General features: G+C 66.1%; 19 protein-coding genes. 10 read left to right on the top strand and 9 right to left on the bottom strand.

Annotated features, from left to right (window positions below; genetic code table 11):
- Positions 1 to 140: 140 nt before the first annotated feature.
- The gene (mqo, locus tag SriyCCGPB3_RS05510; protein WP_153856402.1) at positions 141 to 1,841 is read right to left on the bottom strand and encodes a malate dehydrogenase (quinone); all 1,701 of its coding nucleotides are present in this window, start codon (positions 1,839 to 1,841) and stop codon (positions 141 to 143) included.
- 206 nt (positions 1,842 to 2,047) lie between these two features.
- Between mqo and SriyCCGPB3_RS05515 the strand changes: the two genes are divergently transcribed.
- Both SriyCCGPB3_RS05515 and SriyCCGPB3_RS05520 read left to right on the top strand, forming a co-directional pair.
- On the top strand, positions 2,048 to 3,154 hold the full coding sequence (locus SriyCCGPB3_RS05515) for a PAAR domain-containing protein (protein WP_239496527.1): 1,107 nt from the start codon (positions 2,048 to 2,050) through the stop codon (positions 3,152 to 3,154).
- Between the two features lie 62 nt (positions 3,155 to 3,216).
- On the top strand, positions 3,217 to 3,639 hold the full coding sequence (locus tag SriyCCGPB3_RS05520; RefSeq protein WP_153856401.1) for a hypothetical protein: 423 nt from the start codon (positions 3,217 to 3,219) through the stop codon (positions 3,637 to 3,639).
- Positions 3,640 to 3,753: 114 nt separating this feature from the next.
- Here the strand turns inward: SriyCCGPB3_RS05520 and SriyCCGPB3_RS05525 are convergent, their stop codons facing one another.
- The gene (locus SriyCCGPB3_RS05525) at positions 3,754 to 4,200 is read right to left on the bottom strand and encodes a GNAT family N-acetyltransferase (protein ID WP_350259974.1); all 447 of its coding nucleotides are present in this window, start codon (positions 4,198 to 4,200) and stop codon (positions 3,754 to 3,756) included.
- A 182-nt stretch (positions 4,201 to 4,382) separates the two neighbouring features.
- Positions 4,383 to 5,288 (bottom strand): LysR family transcriptional regulator ArgP, encoded by a 906-nt coding sequence (locus tag SriyCCGPB3_RS05530; protein ID WP_006424060.1) that lies wholly within the window; start codon positions 5,286 to 5,288, stop codon positions 4,383 to 4,385.
- Between the two features lie 138 nt (positions 5,289 to 5,426).
- Here SriyCCGPB3_RS05530 and SriyCCGPB3_RS05535 point away from each other — a divergent pair, with 138 nt between their 5' ends.
- A complete protein-coding gene (locus tag SriyCCGPB3_RS05535) occupies positions 5,427 to 6,062 on the top strand; it encodes a LysE/ArgO family amino acid transporter (protein WP_005415673.1) in 636 nt (211 codons plus the stop codon).
- A gap of 178 nt (positions 6,063 to 6,240) precedes the next feature.
- Positions 6,241 to 8,229, top strand: coding sequence for an alpha/beta hydrolase family protein (locus tag SriyCCGPB3_RS05540; RefSeq protein ID WP_153856400.1), 1,989 nt, complete (start codon positions 6,241 to 6,243; stop codon positions 8,227 to 8,229).
- A gap of 55 nt (positions 8,230 to 8,284) precedes the next feature.
- On the opposite strand, the gene SriyCCGPB3_RS05545 is transcribed toward SriyCCGPB3_RS05540, so the two are convergent.
- Entirely contained in the window at positions 8,285 to 10,039 is a 1,755-nt protein-coding gene (locus SriyCCGPB3_RS05545; RefSeq protein WP_094002397.1) for a peptide MFS transporter, read from the bottom strand.
- 255 nt (positions 10,040 to 10,294) lie between these two features.
- Here SriyCCGPB3_RS05545 and SriyCCGPB3_RS05550 point away from each other — a divergent pair, with 255 nt between their 5' ends.
- The 3 genes from SriyCCGPB3_RS05550 to SriyCCGPB3_RS05560 all read left to right on the top strand — a co-directional run bounded on the left by SriyCCGPB3_RS05550 (position 10,295) and on the right by SriyCCGPB3_RS05560 (position 15,932).
- Positions 10,295 to 12,259 (top strand): OPT family oligopeptide transporter, encoded by a 1,965-nt coding sequence (locus SriyCCGPB3_RS05550; RefSeq protein WP_153856399.1) that lies wholly within the window; start codon positions 10,295 to 10,297, stop codon positions 12,257 to 12,259.
- A 234-nt stretch (positions 12,260 to 12,493) separates the two neighbouring features.
- Positions 12,494 to 14,572 carry an alpha/beta hydrolase family protein gene (locus tag SriyCCGPB3_RS05555; RefSeq protein ID WP_153856398.1) on the top strand — a complete coding sequence of 693 codons (2,079 nt, stop codon included), beginning with the start codon at positions 12,494 to 12,496 and terminating at the stop codon, positions 14,570 to 14,572.
- 130 nt (positions 14,573 to 14,702) lie between these two features.
- On the top strand, positions 14,703 to 15,932 hold the full coding sequence (locus SriyCCGPB3_RS05560; RefSeq protein ID WP_275942999.1) for a DUF819 domain-containing protein: 1,230 nt from the start codon (positions 14,703 to 14,705) through the stop codon (positions 15,930 to 15,932).
- Between the two features lie 201 nt (positions 15,933 to 16,133).
- Here the strand turns inward: SriyCCGPB3_RS05560 and SriyCCGPB3_RS05565 are convergent, their stop codons facing one another.
- Genes SriyCCGPB3_RS05565 through SriyCCGPB3_RS05585 form a run of 5 tightly spaced genes read right to left on the bottom strand, consistent with a single transcriptional unit; the run spans position 16,134 to position 19,155 of the window.
- The gene (locus tag SriyCCGPB3_RS05565) at positions 16,134 to 16,613 is read right to left on the bottom strand and encodes a hypothetical protein (protein ID WP_110711585.1); all 480 of its coding nucleotides are present in this window, start codon (positions 16,611 to 16,613) and stop codon (positions 16,134 to 16,136) included.
- Between the two features lie 46 nt (positions 16,614 to 16,659).
- Positions 16,660 to 16,920 (bottom strand): cell division topological specificity factor MinE, encoded by a 261-nt coding sequence (minE, locus tag SriyCCGPB3_RS05570; protein WP_004148073.1) that lies wholly within the window; start codon positions 16,918 to 16,920, stop codon positions 16,660 to 16,662.
- Positions 16,921 to 16,922: 2 nt separating this feature from the next.
- A complete protein-coding gene (gene minD / locus SriyCCGPB3_RS05575; protein ID WP_010483375.1) occupies positions 16,923 to 17,732 on the bottom strand; it encodes a septum site-determining protein MinD in 810 nt (269 codons plus the stop codon).
- Positions 17,733 to 17,767: 35 nt separating this feature from the next.
- The gene (minC, locus tag SriyCCGPB3_RS05580) at positions 17,768 to 18,613 is read right to left on the bottom strand and encodes a septum site-determining protein MinC (RefSeq protein WP_110711586.1); all 846 of its coding nucleotides are present in this window, start codon (positions 18,611 to 18,613) and stop codon (positions 17,768 to 17,770) included.
- On the bottom strand, positions 18,559 to 19,155 hold the full coding sequence (locus SriyCCGPB3_RS05585; RefSeq protein WP_008267255.1) for a GNAT family N-acetyltransferase: 597 nt from the start codon (positions 19,153 to 19,155) through the stop codon (positions 18,559 to 18,561). Before SriyCCGPB3_RS05585 ends, minC begins: the two co-directional genes overlap by 55 nt.
- Positions 19,156 to 19,305: 150 nt before the next feature.
- Between SriyCCGPB3_RS05585 and SriyCCGPB3_RS05590 the strand changes: the two genes are divergently transcribed.
- From SriyCCGPB3_RS05590 to SriyCCGPB3_RS05600, 3 genes are all read left to right on the top strand, one after another.
- The gene (locus SriyCCGPB3_RS05590; RefSeq protein ID WP_153856396.1) at positions 19,306 to 20,502 is read left to right on the top strand and encodes a sensor histidine kinase; all 1,197 of its coding nucleotides are present in this window, start codon (positions 19,306 to 19,308) and stop codon (positions 20,500 to 20,502) included.
- Positions 20,502 to 21,143 (top strand): response regulator, encoded by a 642-nt coding sequence (locus SriyCCGPB3_RS05595; protein WP_006424175.1) that lies wholly within the window; start codon positions 20,502 to 20,504, stop codon positions 21,141 to 21,143. Before SriyCCGPB3_RS05590 ends, SriyCCGPB3_RS05595 begins: the two co-directional genes overlap by 1 nt.
- Before the next feature lie 233 nt (positions 21,144 to 21,376).
- A complete protein-coding gene (locus SriyCCGPB3_RS05600) occupies positions 21,377 to 22,450 on the top strand; it encodes an SRPBCC family protein (RefSeq protein WP_110711588.1) in 1,074 nt (357 codons plus the stop codon).
- Positions 22,451 to 22,506 lie beyond the last annotated feature (56 nt).

Genomic DNA, 22,506 nt, shown 5'->3' on the forward strand with positions numbered 1-22,506 from the left:
GCAATGGGCTCTGACCCCATCGTCGGCGCACAAGCGCAGGTCAGAGCCCTCCCGTGCGGGGGGGATCCGACCCACCTCGCACAAAAACAAACGGCCACCCGAAGGTGGCCGTCCGTCTGCATCGAAAGGAACGCGCGGACTTACAGCGCCTGCAGTTCCTCGTCGGCATTGCGCTTTTCCTTGGCCGGTGCCGGAACCGCTGCAGGCACCACCGCCGGGGCAGGAGCCGCCGCATTGGCGTCCACCGGCACCTCCAGGTACGGCAGGTGCAGGGTCTGGCTGGTCAGCGTGCGGATCTCGTTGACCAATGCCGCGTTGTCGTTGAGCTTGCGCCCGTACGAGGGCACGATCTCGCGCAGGCGGGTTTCCCAGCCGGCCTTCATCTGGTCCGGGAAGGCCTTGGCCATCAGGTCCAGCATGATCGGCGGCGAGGTCGACGCACCCGGCGAGGCACCGAGCAGGGCGGCGATGGTGTGGTCCTTGTCGGTCACGATCTCGGTACCGAACTGCAGCACCGGGCCCTTCAACGGATCGCGCTTGATGATCTGCACGCGCTGGCCGGCGGTGACCAGCTTCCAGTCGCCCGGCTTGGCATTGGGGAAGTACTTGACCAGTTCGGCCTGGCGATCGGCATCGTTCAGGCGTGCCTGGGCCATCAGGTACTGCACCAGGTCCAGGTTGTCCTTGCCCACTTCCAGCATCGGGCCAACGTTGTTGTGGGTGACCGAGGAGTACAGGTCCCACCACGAGCCGTGCTTGAGGAACTTGGTGCTGTACAGCGCGAACGGCCCGAACAGGACCACCGGCTTGCCGTCCAGCTTGCGCGCATCCAGGTGCGGCACCGACATCGGCGGCGAACCGGTTTCGGCCATGCCGTAGGCCTTCACGCCATGGCGCGAGGTCACGTCCTGGCCCTGGAAGGCGAGGAACTGGCCACCGACCGGGAAGCCGGCGTAGTCCTTCGATTCCGGAATGCCCGACATCTGCAGCAGTTTCAGCGCGGCGCCACCGGCACCGATGAACACGAAGCGGGTGTGGGTGGTGGTCTCGGTGCCGGCCTTGAGGTCCTTCACCGTCACGTTCCAGCTCTTGTCGGCGTTCTGCCGCAGTGCGGTCACTTCATGATTCAGGTGCAGGCTGAAGTTCGGGCTGCGCTGCAGGCCGGTGGTCAGCTGCCGGGTAATCACGCCGAAGTTGACGTCGGTGCCGAGCGGCATCCAGGTCGCGGCGACCTTCTGCTTCGGGTCACGGCCTTCCATCAGCAGGGGGGCCCACTGCTGGATCTGCTTCGGATCCTCGGAGTACTGCATGCCGTAGAACAGCGGGTTCTTCACCAGGGCCTGCTGGCGCTTGTGCAGGTAGGCGATGTTGTCATCACCCCAGACGAAGCTCATGTGCGGGGTCGGGTTGATGAAGTCGCTGGGCTGGCTCAGCCGGCCTTCCTTCACCTGGTGCGACCAGAACTGGCGCGAGACCTCGAACGATTCGGCGATGCCGACCGCGCGCTTGGTCTCGATGCTGCCGTCGGGCAGTTCCGGGGTGTAGTTCAGTTCGGCGAATGCCGAGTGGCCGGTGCCGGCGTTGTTCCAGCCATCGGAGCTTTCACCGGCGACGCCGTCGAGGCGTTCGTAGACCTGGATGTTCCAGTCCGGCTGCAGTTCCTGCAGGTAGGTGGCCAGGGTGATGCTCATGATGCCGGCGCCGACCAGCACAACGTCGACGGGCTTGTCGTTGCTGGCGGCGGGCACCGAGCGCTGAGTCAGTGGCCAGTACAGGAACAGCGCGGCGGCCAGCAACAGCAGCACGAGCAGGGCGAGCAGGGCCTTGCCAAATTTCTTCATGGGGGCGGGATCGTTGGCGGAGGGGAGGAGTTCAGGATGCGCATCAAGCAGGGAAAGGGCGTGAAGAAACAACGCGTTGCGCCATCCTGGCGACGATTCTAACCGGAACCGGTCCTGTTTTTGTGCAATGCATCATCCTGTGGCCGGAGCTGTCCGGGTACACTTGGTGGTTGCTTCCACACAAGACACGGCCATGGAGGGGCCGAATGACGATGTCACGGATGCTGATCGTGGTAGGTGACGCCCTGCAGACGGGCGGTTCGGTGCTTACGGGTTCACCGCACACCGACATCGAAGGCCGTGCAGTGGCACGGGTTGGCGACCGGGTGATCTGCAGTCGCCACGGGCCGGGCTCCATCGTGTCCGGCGACAGCACTCTGGTCATCGACGGCCAGCCGGTGGCCCGCGATGGCGACAAGGCCAGCTGTGGCTGCACGCTGATGGCCGGCAAGCAGCAGCGGGCGCATGTGGCGGGCGGTGGTGGAGGCAGCGGCGGCGGCGCGGCGATGGCTGCGGTGGCCTCGGCGGCCAAGATGCTGCTGAAGAAGCCGCAGCTGCAGACGCCAGGCTTCGCGCCTCCGGGTACCCAGGCACCGCAGTGCTGGGTGAAGGATCATTCCACCCAGGTGTCGCAGTCGCCGGACGGACGCTACTTCGAAGGCTATGCGCCTGATGGCGCCCGGTACGAGTATGAGCTCCACGCCAGCTTCCGCGTCGACGTGCCGCTCAAGAGCGGCGGCGACATCGTAGTGACCAGCCGCTTCCGGGTGACGACCAAAGGGCGCGTCAGTGCCGCCCAGGTGGCAGAGGCGAAGCAGCGCCTGCGCGACGGTATCAAGCGGCACTGGAACAACCAGTTCACCATCACCGTGGCCGATCCCCAGTGCGGCACGCGGACCTTCCCCGTGCGTTATGACATTGATTTCGTCGACAGCGGGCAGGACTATTCGGTGCTGCTGCACGATGTCTACGAACGTGAGATGGTCAGCGACAGCGTCCTCTATGCGTCGGTGGACACGACGCCGTGGACCTATGCGCATGAGTACGGGCACTGCCTGGGGCTGCCGGACGAATACGATGATGCGGCCGTGGCAAACGATGGCATCGTGAAGTTCTTCCTTCCCAGCGGTACGCTGGACACCGAAGAGGTGCATGCGCCGGAATTCCGCGAAGACAGCGACCCGCTGGCGACCATCATGTCCAGCGTGGACTGCAGCGTGACCCGGCCGCGCCACTGTTACAACATCGGACGCGAGGTACAGGAGCTGCTGACCCGCGAGATCGCCCGGGAGATCACATGCACCGTCTCATGATGTCGCTCGCCCTCGTGCTTGCCGCCATGCCTTTCACCGCATCCAGCCAGGAAACGCCCACCATGATCGAACTCCACGTGCGCTGCATCGACAATGCTCCCTGCCATTTCCTCGGCGAGGACATCCGCGTGGAACTGGAACTACGCAATGCCGGCAGCGAGGACGTGCAGGTGCCGGCCGAGTTCTACCGCCGGCGCGGGCCCAGCGTGAAGCTGGTGGACCGCCATTCCGGCAAGGAAACGTCGCTGGCCATCAACCCGCCCGATGCGCGCCTGTTGAAGTCACCGCAGACGCTGCGGCCGGGGCAGTCCTTCCGGTTCCCATGGCGCATCCTGCCGTCGGAAATCAGCGGTTTCGCCCTGCGCCCGATCGATGTGTCGGCGGTGTTCAGCGTCAACCTGACCCCCGGTGTGCGCGGCGGGCAGGCCCGCATCGTCAGCAGCGAGCTGCACATCACCGACCCGGCCGGCAGCACGCCGCGCTGAGTCTGCCAGCTCCGACCTTCGGTATGTTGCTGGTGTTCGACGCGCCAGATCAGGATCGGACAGCAGGCGGTTGAGCCTGGCGGGACGGCATCCGGCCACCTTCATGGCCGGGTGTCAGGGCAGTTCGAGAATCTCATCGCCGGCGTCATCGATCTGCCCGGTCGGGCGCCAGCCCAGCCGGCGGTAGAAGCCGTGCGAGCGCGAACGCGGGTCGGCCGAGCAGGCCAGGAATAAGCGTTGGTGGCCGGCATCGCGGGTCAGGCTGACCACTTCCTGCAGCAGCTGGCGGCCGATGCCGCGGCCTTCGTAGTCCGGCAGCAGGGCCAGCACCAGCACCTCGCCGCTGTCGCGGTCGGCGAAGCAGTAGCCGGCCATGCGCTCGCCTTCCCGGGCGACGCGGCCGATGAAATCACCGGCCGAGATGCCTTCGGCCCACGTCTGAGCGGTGATGCCCAGCTGTGCCAGTTGTGCAGCACTGAAGGCATTCTCGCGGGTACGCCCGCGCAGGTCGATGCAGGCGGCGGCATCGTCGGGGTGGGCATCGCGGACCGAGATGGGCATGCAGGGCATCCTTGCAATGATCGGCCCGCCAGTATCCGCATCACGCATGGACCCGGTGTGGAGGCTTCGTGGAGATTGGATGGAGCAAAAAGGGGACGGAGGGGATTAAGTCGTCTTTGCCTGATATGTCGTTTGGGTCTTAAACGACTTAATCCCCTCCGTCCCCTTTTAGCGGCTTTCGCTCAACGCTTGCGCCGGATCAGCGCAGAGGAGGCGTCCAGCACCGCGCGGGTCAGCAGGGCCATGGTCTGTACGTCGCCCTTCCAGTGCTGCCAGTACAGCGGCACGTCTTCCCACGCGCGCTGGCGCACATAGACCAGGCGGCCGGCGTCCAGATGCCGCTTGACCAGGGGCAGGGGGTTCATGGTCCAGCCCATGCCGCCCAGGTTGGCCTGCACGAACGCGCGGGTGGAGGGAATCCACCAGGTCGGCGCGGTGCTGGGCAGGTCGTCGCCCGCCATCCGTCGGGCGAAGCGCGACTGCATTTCGTCCTTGCGGTTGAACACCAGCACCGGTGCCTGCGCCAGCGCTTGTGCGGTCACACCCTTGGCGAAGTGGCGCTCACGGAACTCGGGGGTACAGGTCGCCGCGTAGCGGATGCTGCCCAGGGCGTGGATCTGGCACCCCTGCACCGGCTCGTCCAGCGTGGTCACCGCGCCCAGCACCGTGCCCTGGCGCAGCAGTTCAACGGTGTGGTCCTGGTCTTCCACGCGCAGGTCCAGCGTGGTGCCGGTGCTCTGCGCGAACTGCGAGGCGGCCTGCGGGAACCAGGTTTCCAGGCTGTCATGGTTCACCGCCACCGGGATGCTGGCCTGCGGCAGGTCTTCGTCAGCCAGGCCCATCCGGTGCAGCGCGTCGTGTTCGAGCAGAGCGGTCTGCTCGGCCAGCTGCACCAGTACCTGGCCCTCGGCGGTCGCGGTGGCCGGGGTGCCGCGCTTGACCAGCAGGCGGCCGACCCGATCCTCCAGCGCCTTGACCCGCTGCGAGATGGCTGACGGCGTGACATTCAGCGACTGTGCGGCGCGGTCGAAGCTGCCTTCGCGGATCACTGCGGCGAGGGCGCGCAGCTGGGCATGGTCGATACGCATCGAATTAAGTTCCGCTAATGTTGGTTTAGGAAGTTTAGCTCGTCTTTTTCATGTTGCGGCGCGACAATGGCGCCTGTTCCGGTGCTGTCCGCCTTCGCGAGGCACCGTCCCCCCAAGCAATACAAGGCAGTGAATCCCATGTTCTCGGTCATCTCCGCCAGCACCGGCCTCGGTGCCTGGTTCTCTGGTGCAGCTACCGGCATCGGCCTGTTCGCCGTGGTCGGCGCCCAGAGCGCCTTCATTCTGCGCCAGGGCATCCTGCGCAAGCACATCGTGCCGGTGGTCGCCACCTGTGCGGCCATCGATGCGATCTTCATCTTTGCCAGCGTGGCCGGCCTGCGCACGCTCACTTCGGCGCTGCCGTGGCTGACCACCGCCGTGCTGTGGACCGGCGTGGCGTTCCTGGCCTGGTACGCAATGAAGTCGGCACGCCGTGCGATCGCCGGTGGCGGCGGCATGGGCGAGGCTGACAGCGACGACGGCAGCCGCCGCGCGGTGCTGATGGCCGCGGTCGGCTTTTCGCTGATCAACCCGCACTTCTGGCTGGACATGATGGTGATCGGCTCCATCGCCGAGAACTTCGGCAACGCCCGCATGGCCTTCGCCGCCGGCGTGGTCACTGCCAGCTGCCTGTGGCTGACCGCGCAGGGCCTGGGTGCACGCCTGCTGGCGCCGCTGTTCACCAAGCCCAGCACCTGGCGCGTGCTCGACGGCACCATCGCCGTGATCCTCAGCATCCTGGCCCTCATGTTGGCGGTGCGCGGGGTCCACTGACCCGGCGCACGCCCCCCGAACCCACGTCCTGACTCTCTCTCCAAGGTAGTGGTAACGACGGCACCGGCAACGGTGCCGTCGTTTTTTCCGCGTTGTCCCGTCTGCCTCTGGCAGGGACTGCAGAAGCCTGCCTAGAATCCGCCATCAGGACAAGGTGTCCGCAGGAGCAGGGGGAAGGATGCGCAGGACGATACTGGCGGCCGCATTGGCCGCCCTGGGGTGCGTTGCGATCGGCGGCGCGGGTGCGGTGGACCTGTCGCAGTACGTGCGGCAGGAAGCCTTCACCGACATCAAGATTTCACCGACGGGCGAGTACGTGGCGGCGACCGTGCCGCTGGAGGATGCCACCGCGATCGTGGTGCTGCGTCTCAAGGACAAACAGATGGTCGGCAATTTCCGGCCACCGGACAAGAATCATGCCTACGAGTTCGATTGGGTCAGTGACGAGCGACTGCTGATCGGGCTGGCCCAGAAATGGGGCTCGCTCGACCAGCCCAATCCCACCGGCGAGCTCTATGCGATCAATGCCAATGGCAACCGCGGCGAGCTGCTGGTGGGCTACCGGGTGGAAAGCAAGGGGCCGGGCACGCGGATCCAACCGAAGAAGGTGGAGGCCGTTGCCGCGTTCCTGGCCGATGACCTGCCAGATGATGAGCGCAACGTGCTGGTCACTGTCTGGCCACTGTCGGAAGATCCATTCACCCGCGTCGATCGCATGGATGTGACCAGCGGGCGTCGCTCGCGGGTCGCGTCTTCACCGGTAAGGCGCGGCGAGTTCACCACCGACGGTGCGGGCGAGGTCCGCTTCGTGCATGGCGCCGGCAGTGACAACGTCAACAAGCTCTACTTCCGTGAACGTTCCGGCGACAACTGGAAGCTGATCAACGACGAAGCCGTCAGCAAGCGCATCGAAACCGCCATCGGCTTCTCCGCTGATGGCAGCGTGGCCTATCTCAATGCCGAGCAGGCACAGGGCCCCAATGCGATCATCAGCTGGAATCCGCAGACCGGCGAGCGCGCGACGCTGTTGCGTGACGAGATGGTCAATCCGTACCGGATCATCCATCGGCCCGGGACCCACGTGCCGGTCGGTGCGTTGTATCTGGGCGATACGCCGCGCACCCGCTTCTTCGACGAGAAGTCGCCGGAGGCGCGCTTGTACCGCAGCCTGGAGGCGGCATTCGGCGGCGCGGTCTACATCACCTCCAGCACCCGCGATGGGCGTGTCGTGCTGGTGGAAACCTGGTCAGGCACCAATCCGGGCGATTTCTACGTGTATGACACAGTCGCGCGCAAGGCCGACCACCTGATCAGCCGCAGTGAGTGGATCGACGTGGACCGCAGCGCCAGCGTGCGGTCGATTGCCTTGAAGGCCCGCGACGGCCTGCCGTTGCACGGCTTCCTGACCCTGCCGGCCGGCAGCGACGGGCGCAACCTGCCGATGGTGGTGATGCCGCATGGTGGCCCGTTCGACATCTTCGATTCCGGCCAGTACGACCGCGAAACGCAGATGCTGGCCGCCGCCGGTTATGCCGTGCTGCAGGTCAACTTCCGCGGGTCAGGCAACTACGGCCGGGCCCACACCCAGGCCGGTGCGCAGCAGTGGGGGGCGGCGATGCAGGACGACGTCACCGATGCCACCCGCTGGGCGATCAGCGAAGGCATCGCCGACGGCCGTCGCATCTGCATCTACGGCGCCAGCTACGGGGCCTACTCGGCGATGATGGGCGCTGCCCGCGAACCGGGGCTGTACCAGTGCGCGGCCGGTTATGTCGGCGTCTACGACCTGCCGATGATGTATACCCGCGGTGACATCCAGGACCGCGGTTCAGGCGTGACCTACCTGCGCGAATGGCTGGGGGACCCGGCCAAACTGGGCGCGGTGTCGCCGGTGAACCTGGCCGAGCGGATAAAGGTGCCGGTGTTCCTCGCGGCCGGTGGCGAAGACAAGCGCGCGCCGATCCAGCACACGGAGCGCATGGAAGCGGCGCTCAAGCGTGCCGGCACGCCGGTGGAAAGCCTGTACTACAAGACCGAAGGCCACGGCTTCTACACCGAGGCCCATCGCAGCGAGTACTACGGCAAGCTGTTGGCCTTCCTGTCACGCAGCCTGGGCGGCAAGACCGCAACGACTGCACCTGCGGCCGGCAAGGACAAGGCGCCGTAAGCTGACAGGGCGGCGGATGATCGGTCCGCCGCCCTGGATTTCCACACGTGGGGGCTTACTTCACCCCGTGCATCATCTTCTTCAGCAGCGGCGCGGCGATGAAGGCGGCCAGCGCACATCCCAGGCCGATCCACATCAGCAGCCAGAACAGGTGCGCATAGGCGCCGGCGGCGGCCACCATGTCCAGCGATTCGCCTTCCGGCACCTCGATTGCCGCCAGCTTGCCGAACAGCGCGGCCAGCGTTTCCGAGAACGCGGTGGCCAGGAACCAGGTGCCCATCATCAGGCTCATCACCCGCGGCACGGCCAACTGGGTCACCGCCGACAGGCCGACCGGCGACAGGCACATCTCACCGCTGGCCAGCAGGAAGTAGGCCAGTACCAGCCACCACACGCTGGCCATCTCGCCAGTGGCGCCAACCTGTTGCGCGGCCAGCGCCAGCGGCACGAACGAGAGCGCGCCGATCACCAGGCCCCAGGCCGACTTCACCGGCTTGCCCGGCTCCCAGCCGCGGCGGTCCATCCACGTCCACAGTGCGGCGAAGGCCGGCGCCAGCAGCACCAGGAACAGGCCGCCGAGGTAGGTCAGCGAGCCGGCGGTCTGCGGAATCACCAGGCAGTCGCGCACCAGCAGCACCAGCATCAGAACGACAATGGCGGCGAAGAACGTGCGCGGCGCGGCCGAACCCGGGCGCCGCTCGGACAGGCGCGCGCTGACCACGAAGCCCAGCGGTGCCAGCAGCAGCGAGATGATCGACCACGGCAACGGGGTACCGCCGGTGATCACCAGCGAGGGCACGATGTCCTTGGTCAGCAGGCGGTCGGTGAAGGTCACCCACGAGCCGTACGACTGCTCGTACATCGTGAAGAACACCAGGGCCATGAAGATCAGCACCATCAGTGCGATCATCTGCTGGCGCTGCACCGGCGTGCACTTGCTGCCGGTGAACCAGGCAAACCAGACCAGCACGCCACCAAGCACCACCAGCATCAGCATCAGCGCCAGGCTGATTTCACCACCCAGCGCGAACGCGCCGTTGCCGGCCGCCCACATCAGCCACGCCACCGGCAACACACCGAGCACCGCGCACAGATAGATGAGCCATTCGCGCGGCAGGCCCAGCACCTTCTGCTTCAGCGCGGCCGGTTGCGGCGGCTCGGCGTGGCCCTGCAGGTACTTCTGGCCCCACAGGAACATCGCCAGGCCGGCCAGCATGCCGATGCCGGCCGCACCGAAACCGTACTTCCAGCCATAGGCCTCGCCGAGGAAACCGCACACCAGCGAGGAGAACAGCGCGCCCAGGTTGATGCCGGCGTAGAACAGCGAGAAGCCCGAATCGCGGCGCGGATCGTCCTTGGCGTACAGCTTGCCGACGATGGTGGAAATGTTCGGCTTCAGGAAGCCGACACCCATGATGATCAGCGCCAGCGACAGGTAGGTCACCGCCAGCGCCGAGGTGTCGCGCACCACTTCGCCGTTCACCCGATACGCGGCGTGGCCCTCGAAGGCCATGCCAAGGTGGCCGAGCACCAGCAGGATGCCGCCGAACAGCACCGCCCGGCGCATGCCCAGCCAGCGGTCGGCCAGCATGCCGCCGAACACCGGGATGCAGTACACCAGGCCGCCATAGGCACCGAGCAGGTCCAGGCCGGCCTTGTCGCCGAACAGGTGGTACTTGGTCAGGTACAGCAGCAGCAGCGCCTTCATGCCATAGAAGGAGAAGCGCTCCCACATTTCGGTGAAGAAGCAGACGTAGACGCCCTTGGGATGGCCCAGGAAGTCGTCGGAGGCGGTAGCGGCAACGGTCATCGACGGCGGGGACAGCGGAAAGGGCGCGATTATAGAAGGGCAGGGGCCGGATCACGGCGCTTATGACAAATACGACTTAATCCCCTCCGTCCCCTTTTTGCGGCAGGCGCTGCGCGGCTTTGCGGGATCGGCCGGTTGGCCTTGCCGCACCGGTCGGGCGGCCGGGTGGGCCTGCGCCGGCGGTGACCATGCGCACTGGACTTGCCGCCCCCTGAACGCTAGCGTGATCGGGATTTTTTGCCAGCAGGGGCTTCCATGAACCACGACGCTGCGCCCAAGCAGCTCACCTTCCGCGCAGTGGCCCTGGCCATCGTGCTGGCGGTGGTGCTGTCGGCCGCAAACGCCTACCTCGGTCTGTTCGCAGGCCTGACCATCGCCACCGCCATTCCCGCTGCGGTGATTTCCATGGGCGTGCTGCGCCTGCTGGGCGGTGGCTCCATCCTTGAAAACAACATCGTGCAGACCGGCGCCTCGGCCGGTTCGTCGATCGCCGCCGGTGTGATCTTCACCATCCCGGCGCTGGTGATCATGGGCTACTGGCCGGACTTCAAGTACTGGTGGGTGCTGGGCATCGCCGGTCTGGGTGGCCTGCTGGGCGTGCTGTTCTCGGTGCCGCTGCGCCGTTCGATGATCGTTGAAGATCCGCTGCCGTTCCCGGAAGGCAAGGCAGCAGCCGAAGTGCTCAAGGCCGGTGAGAACCCGGGCCCGGGCCTGAAGATCCTCGGCCTGTCGGCGGTGATCGGTGCCTTCGTCAAGCTGGCCGCGGAAAGCGGCATGCGCCTGATCCCGGACGCCTGGGCCACCTCGGCCTACGTCGGCAGCTCCAAGGTCACCGCCTTCATCGGCACCAACCTGTCGCCGGCGCTGCTGGGCGTGGGCTACATCGTCGGCCTCAATGTCGGCATCGTGGTGGTGTCCGGTTCGATCCTGACCTGGCACATCGCCATTCCGATCTACCAGGCGTTCTTCATGAACACCGATCCGGCACTGGCGGCGTCGGTTGCTGCGGCTTCTTCCACCGAGGCGGCGTTCGCCATCTGGGGCGCGAAGATGCGCTACCTGGGCGTCGGCGCGATGCTGATCGGCGGCATCTGGACCCTGATCTCGCTGCGCAAGTCGCTGCTGAACGGCGTCAAGAGCGGCTTCGCTGCCGCCCGCAAGAGTGGTGGCCCGGTGCTGGCGCACACCGAGCGCGACCTGCCGATGAAGTGGATGCTGGTCGCCCTGGTGGTCTTCGTGCTGCCGCTGCTGGCGCTGTACCAGGCCATCGTCGGCCAGTGGCACGTGTCGATCCCGATGACCCTCATCATGATCGTCGCCGGCTTCCTGTTCGTGTCGGTCTCGGCCTACCTGGCCGGCCTGATCGGCTCGTCCAACAACCCCGTTTCGGGCATCACCATCTCCACCATCCTGTTCGCGTCGGCCGTGCTGGTCGTGCTGCTGGGCGCCGACGGCCTGAAGCCGGTGGGCGCCGGCGGTGCGCCGCTGGGTGCGGTGGCCGCGATCATGATCGGTGCGGTGGTGTGCTGCGCCGCCGCGGTCGGTGGCGACAACCTGCAGGACCTCAAGGCCGGCTACATCGTTGGTGCCACCCCGTGGAAGCAGCAGCTGATGCTGGGCATCGGTGCGTTCTCGTGCGCGCTGATCATGGCCCCGGTGCTGAACCTGCTGGCTACCGCCTACGGCATCGGCGTGAAGTCCGAGCTGCACCCGAACGCGCTGGCCGCGCCGCAGGCCAACCTGATGGCCTCGGTGGCCAAGGGCCTGTTCGGTGGCGAACTGCCGTGGACCTTCATCGGCATCGGTGCCGTGGTCGGTGCGGCCATCATCGCCTTCGACAGCTGGCTGAAGTCGCGCAACGCCCGCTTCCGCGTGCCGGTGCTGGCCGCCGCCATCGGCATCTACCTGCCGCTGGAACTGATGGTGCCGATCTTCCTCGGCGGCCTGATCGCTTACCTGGTCGAGCGCTTCCACAAGGTGCGTGCCGATGACGAAGAAGGCCGTGACCGCGTGCACAAGCCGGGCGTGCTGTTTGCTGCCGGCCTGATCACCGGTGAGGCGCTGATGGGCATCGCCATCGCGATTCCGATCGTGGTCAGCAGCCGCGCCGATGTGCTGGCCGTGCCGTTCCACCTGCCGGGCGCACAGTGGATCGGCCTGGCCGTGCTGTTCCTGGTCGGCTGGCTGATCTACCGCACCGGCAAGCGCGCCGTGGCGTGATGCACGGGGTCGGATCCCTTCCCGCAGGGAAGGGCTCTGACCCGGTAGTGCCGGCCGCTGGCCGGCAACCAGACAGATTGCCGGCCAGCGGCCGGCACTACCGCAAACCGCGCTACGGCGCGGTTTGCCTTTTCTGGCGAAGGCATCGACCCGTCCCCGGCCATGACCGATGGCCTTGGCAGCCCCGGCCGCACGGGCCTACCATCGGTTTTTTGCCGTCCTGCGGAGACCCCGATGAAACTGCGTCATGCCCTGCTGCCACTGAGCCTGCTGGCCGCCCTGCCCAGCGTTGCCGCTGCCCGTGGCCTGGAAGTCCGCGACATGGTGGCCATGGATCGCGTCTCCGCGCCGGTACTGACCGCCGATGGTGGCACCGTGGTGTTCGCCAAGCGCAGCGTGGATGCCAACCTGAAGGCCTCCACCGCACTGTTCGCGCGCAACCTGCGCACGCGTGACGCGGCCCCGCCGAAGCAGATCACCCCGGCTGGCTGGAGCGTCAATTCCGCGTCGCTGTCGGCCGATGGCCAGACCGTGTATTTCCTCAGCGCCAAGAACGGCAGCCAGCAGCTGTACGCGCAGCCGATCAACGGCGGCACCCCGCGCCAGCTGACCGACTTCCCGGTGGACGTGGACAGCTACCACGTGTCGCCGCAGGACGACCGCGTGCTGTTCAGCGCCGGCGTGTTCCAGGCCTGTGCCTCGGACCTGGCCTGCACCGAGAAGAAGCTCAAGGACGTCGCCGGTGCCAAGGCCAGCGGCAAGGTCTTCGATTCGCTGTTCGTGCGCCACTGGGATACCTGGAACGACGGCCGCCGCAACACCCTGTTCGTGGCACCGCTGCCGGCAGCCAAGGCCGGTGCGGTCAAGGGCGCCTCGGCGCTGAGCGCGACCATCGACGGTGATGCGCCGTCAAAGCCGTTCGGTGGCAACGATGATTTCGCGTGGTCGCCGGATGGCGCCAGCGTGGTCGCCAGCATCCGCGTGGCCGGCAAGCAGGAGCCGTGGTCGACCAACTTCGACCTGTACCGCTTCGACGCGGCCGGCAAGCAGGCGCCGGTCAACCTGACCGCCTCCAACCCGGCCTGGGATGCTGGCCCGGTGTTCAGTGCCGACGGCAAGACCCTGTTCTACCGCGCGATGAAGCGCCCGGGCTTCGAGGCCGACCGCTTCGGCCTGATGGCGATGGACCTGGCCAGCGGCAAGACCCGCGAGATCGCGCCGCAGTGGGATCGCTCGGCCGGCGGCATCACCCTGTCCGCCGACGGCGCCAGCATCTACACCACTGCCGATGACCTCGGCGAGCACCCGCTGTTCCAGATCGACGTGGCCAGTGGCAAGGCCACCAAGCTGATCGGCGACGGCAGCGTGACCTCGGTCGACGTGGCCGGCAACAGCGTGGCGATCACCCGCAACAGCCTGAAGAGCAACGACCAGGTGCTGGTCGGCCTGCTGCCGGCCGCAGGCGAAGCCATCGGCGAGCTGCGCGCGCTGACCCCGGCCGCAGGCGACGTGCTGAAGGACGTCAGCTTCGGTGAGTACGAACAGTTCGAGTTCAAGGGCTGGAACAACGACACCGTGCATGGCTACGTGGTCAAGCCGCACAACTACCAGGAAGGCAAGTCGTACCCGGTCGCGTTCCTGATCCACGGCGGCCCGCAGGGCAGCTTCGGCAACGGCTGGAGCTATCGCTGGAACCCGCAGACCTATGCGGGCCAGGGCTACGCCGTGGTGATGATCGACTTCCATGGTTCCACCGGCTACGGCCAGGCCTTCACCGATGCGATCAGCCAGCACTGGGGCGACCGCCCGCTGGAAGACCTGCAGAAGGGCTGGGATGCGGCGCTGAAGAAGTATTCCTTCCTCAACGGTGACAAGGCCTGTGCGCTGGGTGCCAGCTACGGCGGCTTCATGGTCAACTGGATCGCCGGCAACTGGAACAGCCCGTTCAAGTGCCTGGTCAACCACGACGGCGTGTTCGACCAGCGCATGATGGGCTACGCCACCGAAGAACTGTGGTTCACCGAGTGGGAGCAGGGCGGTACCCCGTACCAGAAGGCCGCGAACTACGAGAAGTTCAACCCGGTCAACCACGTGGCGGACTGGAAGAAGCCGATCCTGGTCATCCATGGCCAGCAGGACTTCCGCATCCCGGTCGAGCAGGGCCTGGCCGCGTTCACCGCCGCCCAGCGCCAGGGCATCGAATCGAAGTTCCTGTACTTCCCGGATGAAAACCACTGGGTGCTGAAGCCGAACAACAGCATCCTGTGGCATGACACCGTCAATGCCTGGCTGAAGCAGCACATCGGCAACTGATGAGTACAGCGCCGCCCTTCGGGGCGGCGCTTTTGCTTACGGGTAGTGCCGGCCGCTGGCCGGCAACCACATGCTGCTTCCACCCATACCGGATTGCCGGCCAGCGGCCGGCACTGCCAGGAGCGCCCGCATGATCCAGAACGACATCGTCGTCTTCGGTTTGATCGCCGCCACCCTGGGCGCCGTGTTCTGGACCGCTTCCCGCGAGCAGGGCCTGTGGAAACGCTTCTACACGTTCGTGCCGGCACTGCTGCTGTGCTACCTGATTCCCGGCATCTACAACACCGCCGGCCTGATCGACGGGCAGAACACCAAACTCTACAACCCGATCGCGCGCGACATCCTGCTGCCTGCGGCGCTGATCCTGCTGACGCTTGCGGTGGACATCAAGGGCATCCTGCGGCTCGGCCCGAAACTGGTGCTCATGTACCTGGGCGCCTCGGCCAGCATCATGCTCGGCGCGGTAGTGGCCTTCCTGCTGATGCGCGCCGTGCATCCGGAAACCGTGGCCGGTGACACCTGGGCCGGCATGGCGGCGCTGGCCGGCAGCTGGATCGGCGGCGGTGCCAACATGCTGGCGATGCGCGAAGTGTTCGACGTCAACGCGACCACGTTCGGCCAGTTCGCGGTGGTCGATGTCGGTGTCGGTTACGTGTGGATGGCGGCGCTGATCTTTCTTGCTGGTCGTGCGGCGAAGATCGACGCGCGCAGTGGCGCCGATACCTCGGCCATCGATGAGTTGAAGGAGCGCATCGCGCGCTTCCAGGCCGAGCACGAGCGCATTCCCAGCCTCACCGACCTGATGCTGATCGTGGCGGTGGCCTTCGGCGGCGTCGGCCTGTCGCATGCGATCGGGGCGCCGCTGGCGGCCTGGTTCAAGACCAACATCAGCTGGGCCTCGCAGTTCAGCCTGGATGCGCCGTTCGTGTGGGTGGTGGTGTTGTCGACCACCTTGGGCCTGAGCCTGAGCTTCACCCGTGCCCGCAACCTGGAAGGCGCGGGCGCATCGCGCCTTGGCTCGCTGCTGTTGTACTTCCTGATCGCCTGCATCGGCATGCAGATGGATCTGCTGGCGCTGCTGGACCGCCCATGGCTGTTCCTGCTCGGCCTGATCTGGATTGCCGTGCACATCGTGCTGCTGTGGTGCCTGGGCAAGCTGCTGAAGGTGCCGTTCTTCTACTTCGCCATCGGATCGCAGTCGAACATCGGTGGCCCGGCTTCGGCGCCGGTGGTGGCTGCAGCGTTCCATCCGGCGCTGGCGCCGGTGGGCGTGTTGCTGGGCACGATGGGCTACGCCACGGGAACCTACCTGGCCTACGTCGTCGGCATCACCCTGCGCGCGCTGGCAGGGCAGGGGTGATGGGTATTGGGGTCAGATCCCTTTTGCGCAGCAAAAGGGATCTGACCCCGGTTCACGGTGGATCACGCCACCGGCAACCCGCGTTCGATCAACCACGCCTTCGCGTCTTCGGCGTCCTGCTCGAACCGCGCCGAGTGAAAAGAGGGGCGCCGCAGGGTCCGGCGCGTCGCCACGCGCCCGTGGCCAACCGCGCCCGCGGCTTTACGCCACCGGCAACCCGCGTTCGATCAACCACGCCTTCGCGTCTTCGGCGTCCTGCTCGAACCACGCCTGCGTAGACCCCAGCCGATACGTATACCCCCAGGCATCCATGTCAGCCATCAGCCGCTGGCTGCCGACACCAGCCAGCTGTCCGGCCAGCACGATCTGCAGATAGCAGGTGGCGTCTTCCTCGGCCACCGAGTCGGTGGCGTCGGTATGCACCTGCGCACGCCGCTCCGGCGGCAGCACGATCAGATGGCAGGCTTCGTGCAGCATCGAGTGCACGGGCGTGTCATCGCGCACGTACACGTTGCTGGCGATGATGCCGGCCTCGGGCTCGCCCCAGTAGCTGCCGGGAATCGGTTCACCGGCCGCCACGTGGTGCAGCTGCAGGCCATGCGCGGCGAGCAGGCACTGCGCATCGGCGAAGGCGATGTCGCCCACGCAGGTGATGTCCACGGCGGTTGTCGTATCGGTCATGCGGGTCAGGCAGCCCCGCCCGTGCAGGCACGGGCGGGGCAGAGCATCAGGGTTTGTCCGGGCCTTCAGGCAGCGCCACGGAGATGTCCAGCACGTCGTGCTGGCCATCCTTCACCAGGTCGACCTTCACTGCATCGACGTCGATGTTCACGTACTTCTTGATCACTTCCAGCAGCTCGCGCTGCAGCAGCGGCAGGTAATCGGGGCCACCGCGGTTGCTGCGCTCCTGCGCGATGATGATCTGCAGGCGGTTCTTGGCGGTTTCGGCGGTGGTCTTCTTCGCTTTGAGGAAATCAAACAGGCCCATGCTTACCCTCCGAACAGCTTGCTGAAGAAGCCCTTCTTCTCGACGTTGGTGAAGCGCATCGGGCGTTCTTCGCCGAGGATGCGCGCGACGGCGTCGTCATAGGCCTGGCCGGCTGCGGACTCGACATCCAGGATGACCGGCTCGCCCTTGTTGGAGGCGTTGAGCACGTCACCCGACTCGGGGATCACGCCGATCGCCTTCAGGCCGAGCACTTCCTCGACGTCGGCGATGCTGAGCATCTCGCCGCTTTCCACGCGCAGCGGGGTGTAGCGGGTCAGCAGCAGGAAGGCCGGCACGTCCTGGCCGGACTCGGCCTTGTGGGTCTTGGAGTCGAGCAGGCCGATGATGCGGTCCGAGTCGCGCACCGACGACACTTCCGGGTTCACCACCACCACGGCGCGGTCGGCGAAGTACATCGCCAGGAAGGCGCCCTTCTCGATGCCGGCCGGGGAGTCGCAGATGATGTAATCGAAGCCGTCGGCGGCCAGGTCCTTCAGGACCTTGCCCACGCCTTCCTGGGTCAGTGCGTCCTTGTCGCGGGTCTGCGAGGCGGCCAGCACGTACAGGTTCTCGAAGCGCTTGTCCTTGATCAGGGCCTGCTTGAGGGTCGCTTCGCCGTGCACGACGTTGACGAAGTCGTACACCACGCGGCGTTCGCAGCCCATGATCAGATCGAGGTTGCGCAGGCCGACGTCGAAGTCGATCACCGCCACCTTCTTGCCGCGCCGTGCCAGGCCGCAGGCCAGGCTCGCGCTGGAAGTGGTCTTGCCGACGCCGCCCTTGCCGGAGGTGACTACGATGATTTCAGCCAAAGGACTTCTCCTGATGATTCTGTTTGGGTGCTGCGTCAGTCCAGCGCAGCGATCTTGATCTGGTCCTGTTCCAGCCACACCTGCACGGCTTTGCCGCGCAGGTTGTCCGGGACATCGTCCAGTACCTTGTAATGGCCTGCAATGGCGACCAGTTCCGCATGGAAATCACGGCAGAAGATGCGTGCCGCGGTGTTGCCCTGGGCCCCTGCCAGCGCGCGGCCGCGCAGGGTGCCGTAGATATGGATGCTGCCATCGGCAATGACTTCGGCGCCGGCGCCGACGGTGGCCATCACGGTCAGGTCGCAGTTCTCCGCGTACAGCTGCTGGCCTGAACGCACGTTGCCCAGCTGCATGCGGCCCGGCTGCGGGGCGGCGGCGTCGGCGACCTTTGCCACGGGCGCGGCGGGGGCCGGTTTCGGCTCGGCACGCACGACGCGGCGCGGTTCCGCTGCCGGCGGTGGCGGGGCCGGCTCGGCCTCGGCACGCTCGTACTGGGCGCGGAACTTGGCCAGCAGCGGAAGGCCGAGCTGCTGCGAGAGCAGATCGACCGCGCTGGTGCCGTAGGCCAGTGCCACCGGCAACACGCCGGCGCTGCGCAGGCCATCGACCAGCGCCTGTGCGGTGGCCACGTCCGGCACCTGGCTCAGGCCGCCGAAGTCGAGGATCACTGCCGCGCGGCCGAACAGTTTCGGTGCGCGGGTCACGCGCTCGTGCATTTCCTGCACGAGACGCTCGACATCAAGGGTACGGATGCGCAGGTTGGCGATGCCTACCTGGCCGATCTTCAGTTCACCGGCCTGTTCGTAATCGAAATTCACCGCCACGCTCAGGTCCCCGTCGGTCGCTGTGCCTGCGCCGGCAGTTGCCGGGCGCGTGTCCATGCCACATCCGGCAGCTTGCCACGATAGGTCTCCTGGACCCACGGGTAGCTGCACAGTTCCTTGGCCAGCATGCTGGCACGCACGTCAACCTGGGCCATGGTGTTCTGGCCCAGCTCGCGGAAGCCGAAGCTGCCGTGGAAGAGCAGGGCGGCATCGGCGCCATGGTCGAGGAAGACCTCGCAGGTCATCTGCGGGTAGCGCAGCTCGGCGAAGCTCTGCGCGTCGGCATAGAACGCACGGCCGACGCCACCGCCACGCCGGCGGCTGGCGACCACGATGCGGTCGATATAGAAGAAGGGGGTGTCCAGCTGCTGCTTGAACCAGGCGAAATTGCTGCTGTCGTGCTGGCTGTCGCTGCCGAAGCCGATCAGGAATCCGGCCAGGTTGCCGTCGCGCTCGGCGACGCGGAAGTACTCAGCGGTTTCGTAGAACAGGCGCAGGCGGGCCGCATCCAGGGGAAGGATGGCCAGGCCAGCGTTGTTGTTCAAAGCCAGGACGGAATCGAGCTCGTGCTCGCGCACGTCGCGGATGACAATCGACATTGTGACTCCGTGGGGTAACGCGGTTGGTCCATCAAAGGACCCTGCGCACGATTATTGCATGCCCGGGGTGGGCTGCGGCATGAACAGGCGACCGGGCAGGCATGACTTCCGTGGGGTGCGGTACGCGGGCGTGGCCCGTAGAGTGCTGGCATGTTGGGAGTCCTCAGCCATACCCGTGTCCTCCGCCTGGCCGGCCTGTTCACCTGGGTCATGGTCGGCCTGCCGCTGGCGTACTCGCAGTTCGAGAACCTGCACAGCCGCAACGACATGGGCGGCTGGGCGATCCTGCTGTTCGTCGCCTACCTGTCCTTCGGCACCGCCTATTACTGGCTGACCCGCATCCTGCGCAGCGACAGCCACACCAGCTGGCTGGACCGCGGCCTGTTGCTGCTGCTGACGATCTCGGCGCTGGGGGTCAGTTTCCTGAGCGGCTCGGGCCTGGGCAGCATCCTGATGATGGTCGCCGCGGGGGTCATCCCGTGGATGCTGTCGATACGACTGGGCGTGCTGTGGCTGCTGGTCAGCCAGCTGGCGGTGGCACCGGTCTACTACATGCTGCTGCGCTTCCCGCTGTTCGAAGCAGTGATGCAGTCGCTGCTGTACGGCGGCTTTTCCATGTTCATCTTCGTGACCAGCCTGGTCGCCCGCCAGCAGACCGAGGCCCGCGACGAGCAGCGCCGGCTCAATTCGGAACTGCGCGCCACCCGGGCCCTGCTGGCCGAGAGCGCCCGGGTTAACGAGCGCACCCGCATCTCGCGCGAGCTGCATGACCTGCTCGGCCACCAGTTGACCGCGCTGACCCTGAACCTGGAAGTGGCCAGCCACCTGGCCGAGGGCCAGGCCCTGGAACATGTAAAGCGTTCGCATGGCCTGGCCAAACTGCTGCTGGGCAACGTGCGCGAGGTGGTCAGCCAGCTGCGCGAGACCGGTGCCATCGATCTGGCGGCGGCCCTGCGTCCGCTGACCGAGAACGTGCCCTCGCTGGACATCCAGCTGGAGATCGAGGACCCGCTGAACGTGGAAGATCCGCAGCGGGCCCACGTGCTGCTGCGCTGTACCCAGGAAATCATCACCAACGCGGTACGCCACGCCGGTGCCCGCCACCTGTGGATCAAGGTGTACCGTGAAGCCCCCGACCGGGTGGTGGTGGAGGCCCGCGACGACGGCGTCGGCGCGGATATGGTCAATGTAGGCAATGGCTTGCGCGGCATGCGCGAGCGCCTGCAACAATGTGGTGGCCAGCTGCAGATCGAGACCCGCCCCGGCGAAGGATTCCGGCTGCGGGCGACGGTGCCGGCAACGGTGCTGGTGGCTGCCCTTACCAAGGTTCCTGAAGGAGTACGTTGATGATTCGCGTCTGCCTGGTCGACGACCAAACCCTGGTGCGGCAGGGAATCCGCTCCCTGCTGGCGCTCGACGACGGCATCGAGGTGGTGGCCGAGGCCGGCGATGGCCGGCAGGCGGTCGAGCTGATACCGCAGGTGCGTCCCGATGTGGTGCTGATGGACATGCGCATGCCGGTGATGTCCGGGCTGGAGGCGCTGCAGGTGCTGTCGCGCCAGGAGCAGCTGCCGCCGACCATCATCCTCACCACCTTCGACGACGACCAGCTGGTGCTGGCCGGGCTCAAGGCCGGTGCCAAGGGCTACCTGCTCAAGGACGTGACCCTGGCGCAGCTGGTCGGTGCCATCCGCACCGTGGCAGACGGCGGTTCGCTGGTGCAGCCTGCCGTGACCCAGCGCCTGCTGTCCGGCCTGGAGCACATGCGCAACGAGTTCGTCAGCCTGGACCGCCCGGACCCGCTGACCGACCGCGAGACCGAGATCCTGCGGTTGATGGCCAGTGGCTTCTCCAACAAGGAGATCGCCAACTCGCTGGGTGTGGCCGAAGGCACCATCAAGAACCACGTGTCCAACATTCTCTCCAAGCTGGGCGTCCGCGACCGTACGCGTGCCGTACTGAAGGCGTTCGAACTCCAGTTGGTCTGAGAAAAATCGTTCCGGTACAAAGACTTGGGTGATGGTCAGGGGCTGCGGCCAAGGTTGCCCCCTACTGGCCGGTAGCGGTATGCGTTACCCTTCGAATTCTTTGTCCATACAAATACGCAGCCGGCAGGGAAACCGGTGCGCCAATCCCGATAAACAATGCCCGCGAAGCCTGCTAGGATTGGCGCTTCGCTTCAATCAACCCGGCCGTGGGATCGGCCCCGGAGACTCTCTGAATGACCCGTATTATCGAGTTCCTGATCGCCTTGGGGATCGTGGCTGGCCTGTTCGTCATCATTGGCGTATGTCTGCCGGGCGAGCGTCACATCACCGAAAGCATCGAGACCAACCGCAAGATGACGATCGTGTACGACACGGTCAGCAGCCTGCGCCGCTTCAAGGACTGGAACCCGCTGGTACTGCGCGATCCCGCCGTTGAACTGAAGCTGTCCGGCCCGGCCTCCGGCGTCGGTGCCACCCTCGACTTCACCTCCAAGGACCTGGGCACCGGCTCCTGGAAGATCACCGAAGCCGAAGAGAACAAGCGTGTTGCGATCGCCATCGATGACGCCACCAAGGGTCACGACAAGATCACCACCTTCACTCTGGAGCCGACTGGCAAGGGTGGCCGCAACGTCAAGATCACCCAGGACTACTCGGTGAAGTACGGCTTCGACCTGTTCGGCCGTTATGCCGGCCTGTATGTCAGCCGTCAGATCGGCGACGACATCAAGATGGGTCTGTCGCGCATGGCCAACATGCTGGCCAGCGTTCCGAACGTCGACTACCGCACCCCGGAAGCGCCGCTGACCGATCTGGCCATCGTCGATGTGCCGGCTGAAGACCTGCTGGTCGTCAACGCCGGTAACGTGGACCGCGGTCAGGACACGATCACCAAGTCGATCAAGGACAACCAGGAGTGGATCAAGCGCGTGATGGAGGCCAATGGCCTTGAAGCCGCCGGTCCGTTCCGCATCGTCACCACCGACTTCGGCCAGGAGAAGTACGCCTTCGACATCGCCCAGCCGGTGAAGAAGAAGGGTGCTGAAGGTGCCACCGCTGAAGAGCTGACCGTCAAGATCGACGGCGGCGCTCCGGTCAAGTACGTGCACGTGGCTCCGCACCGTTCGGCGCATGCGGCCTACACCGGCCACATGGCGGGTCTGGACGTGGCCCGCAACGGCCTGCGCGCCTGGGCCGTGACCTCGGGCAACGAAGTGATCGACCGTCCGTACGAATCCTGGAAGGACGGCATCGACAAGTCGTTCACCCCGGAAGGTACCTACGACATCTACTGGGCCGTCAAGTAAGCCTCGGCTGACCCATGTAGTGCTGGACACGAAAACGCGCCGCTTATTGCGGCGCG

The sequence above is a fragment of the Stenotrophomonas riyadhensis genome (assembly GCF_040256885.1).
Taxonomy (GTDB): domain Bacteria; phylum Pseudomonadota; class Gammaproteobacteria; order Xanthomonadales; family Xanthomonadaceae; genus Stenotrophomonas; species Stenotrophomonas riyadhensis.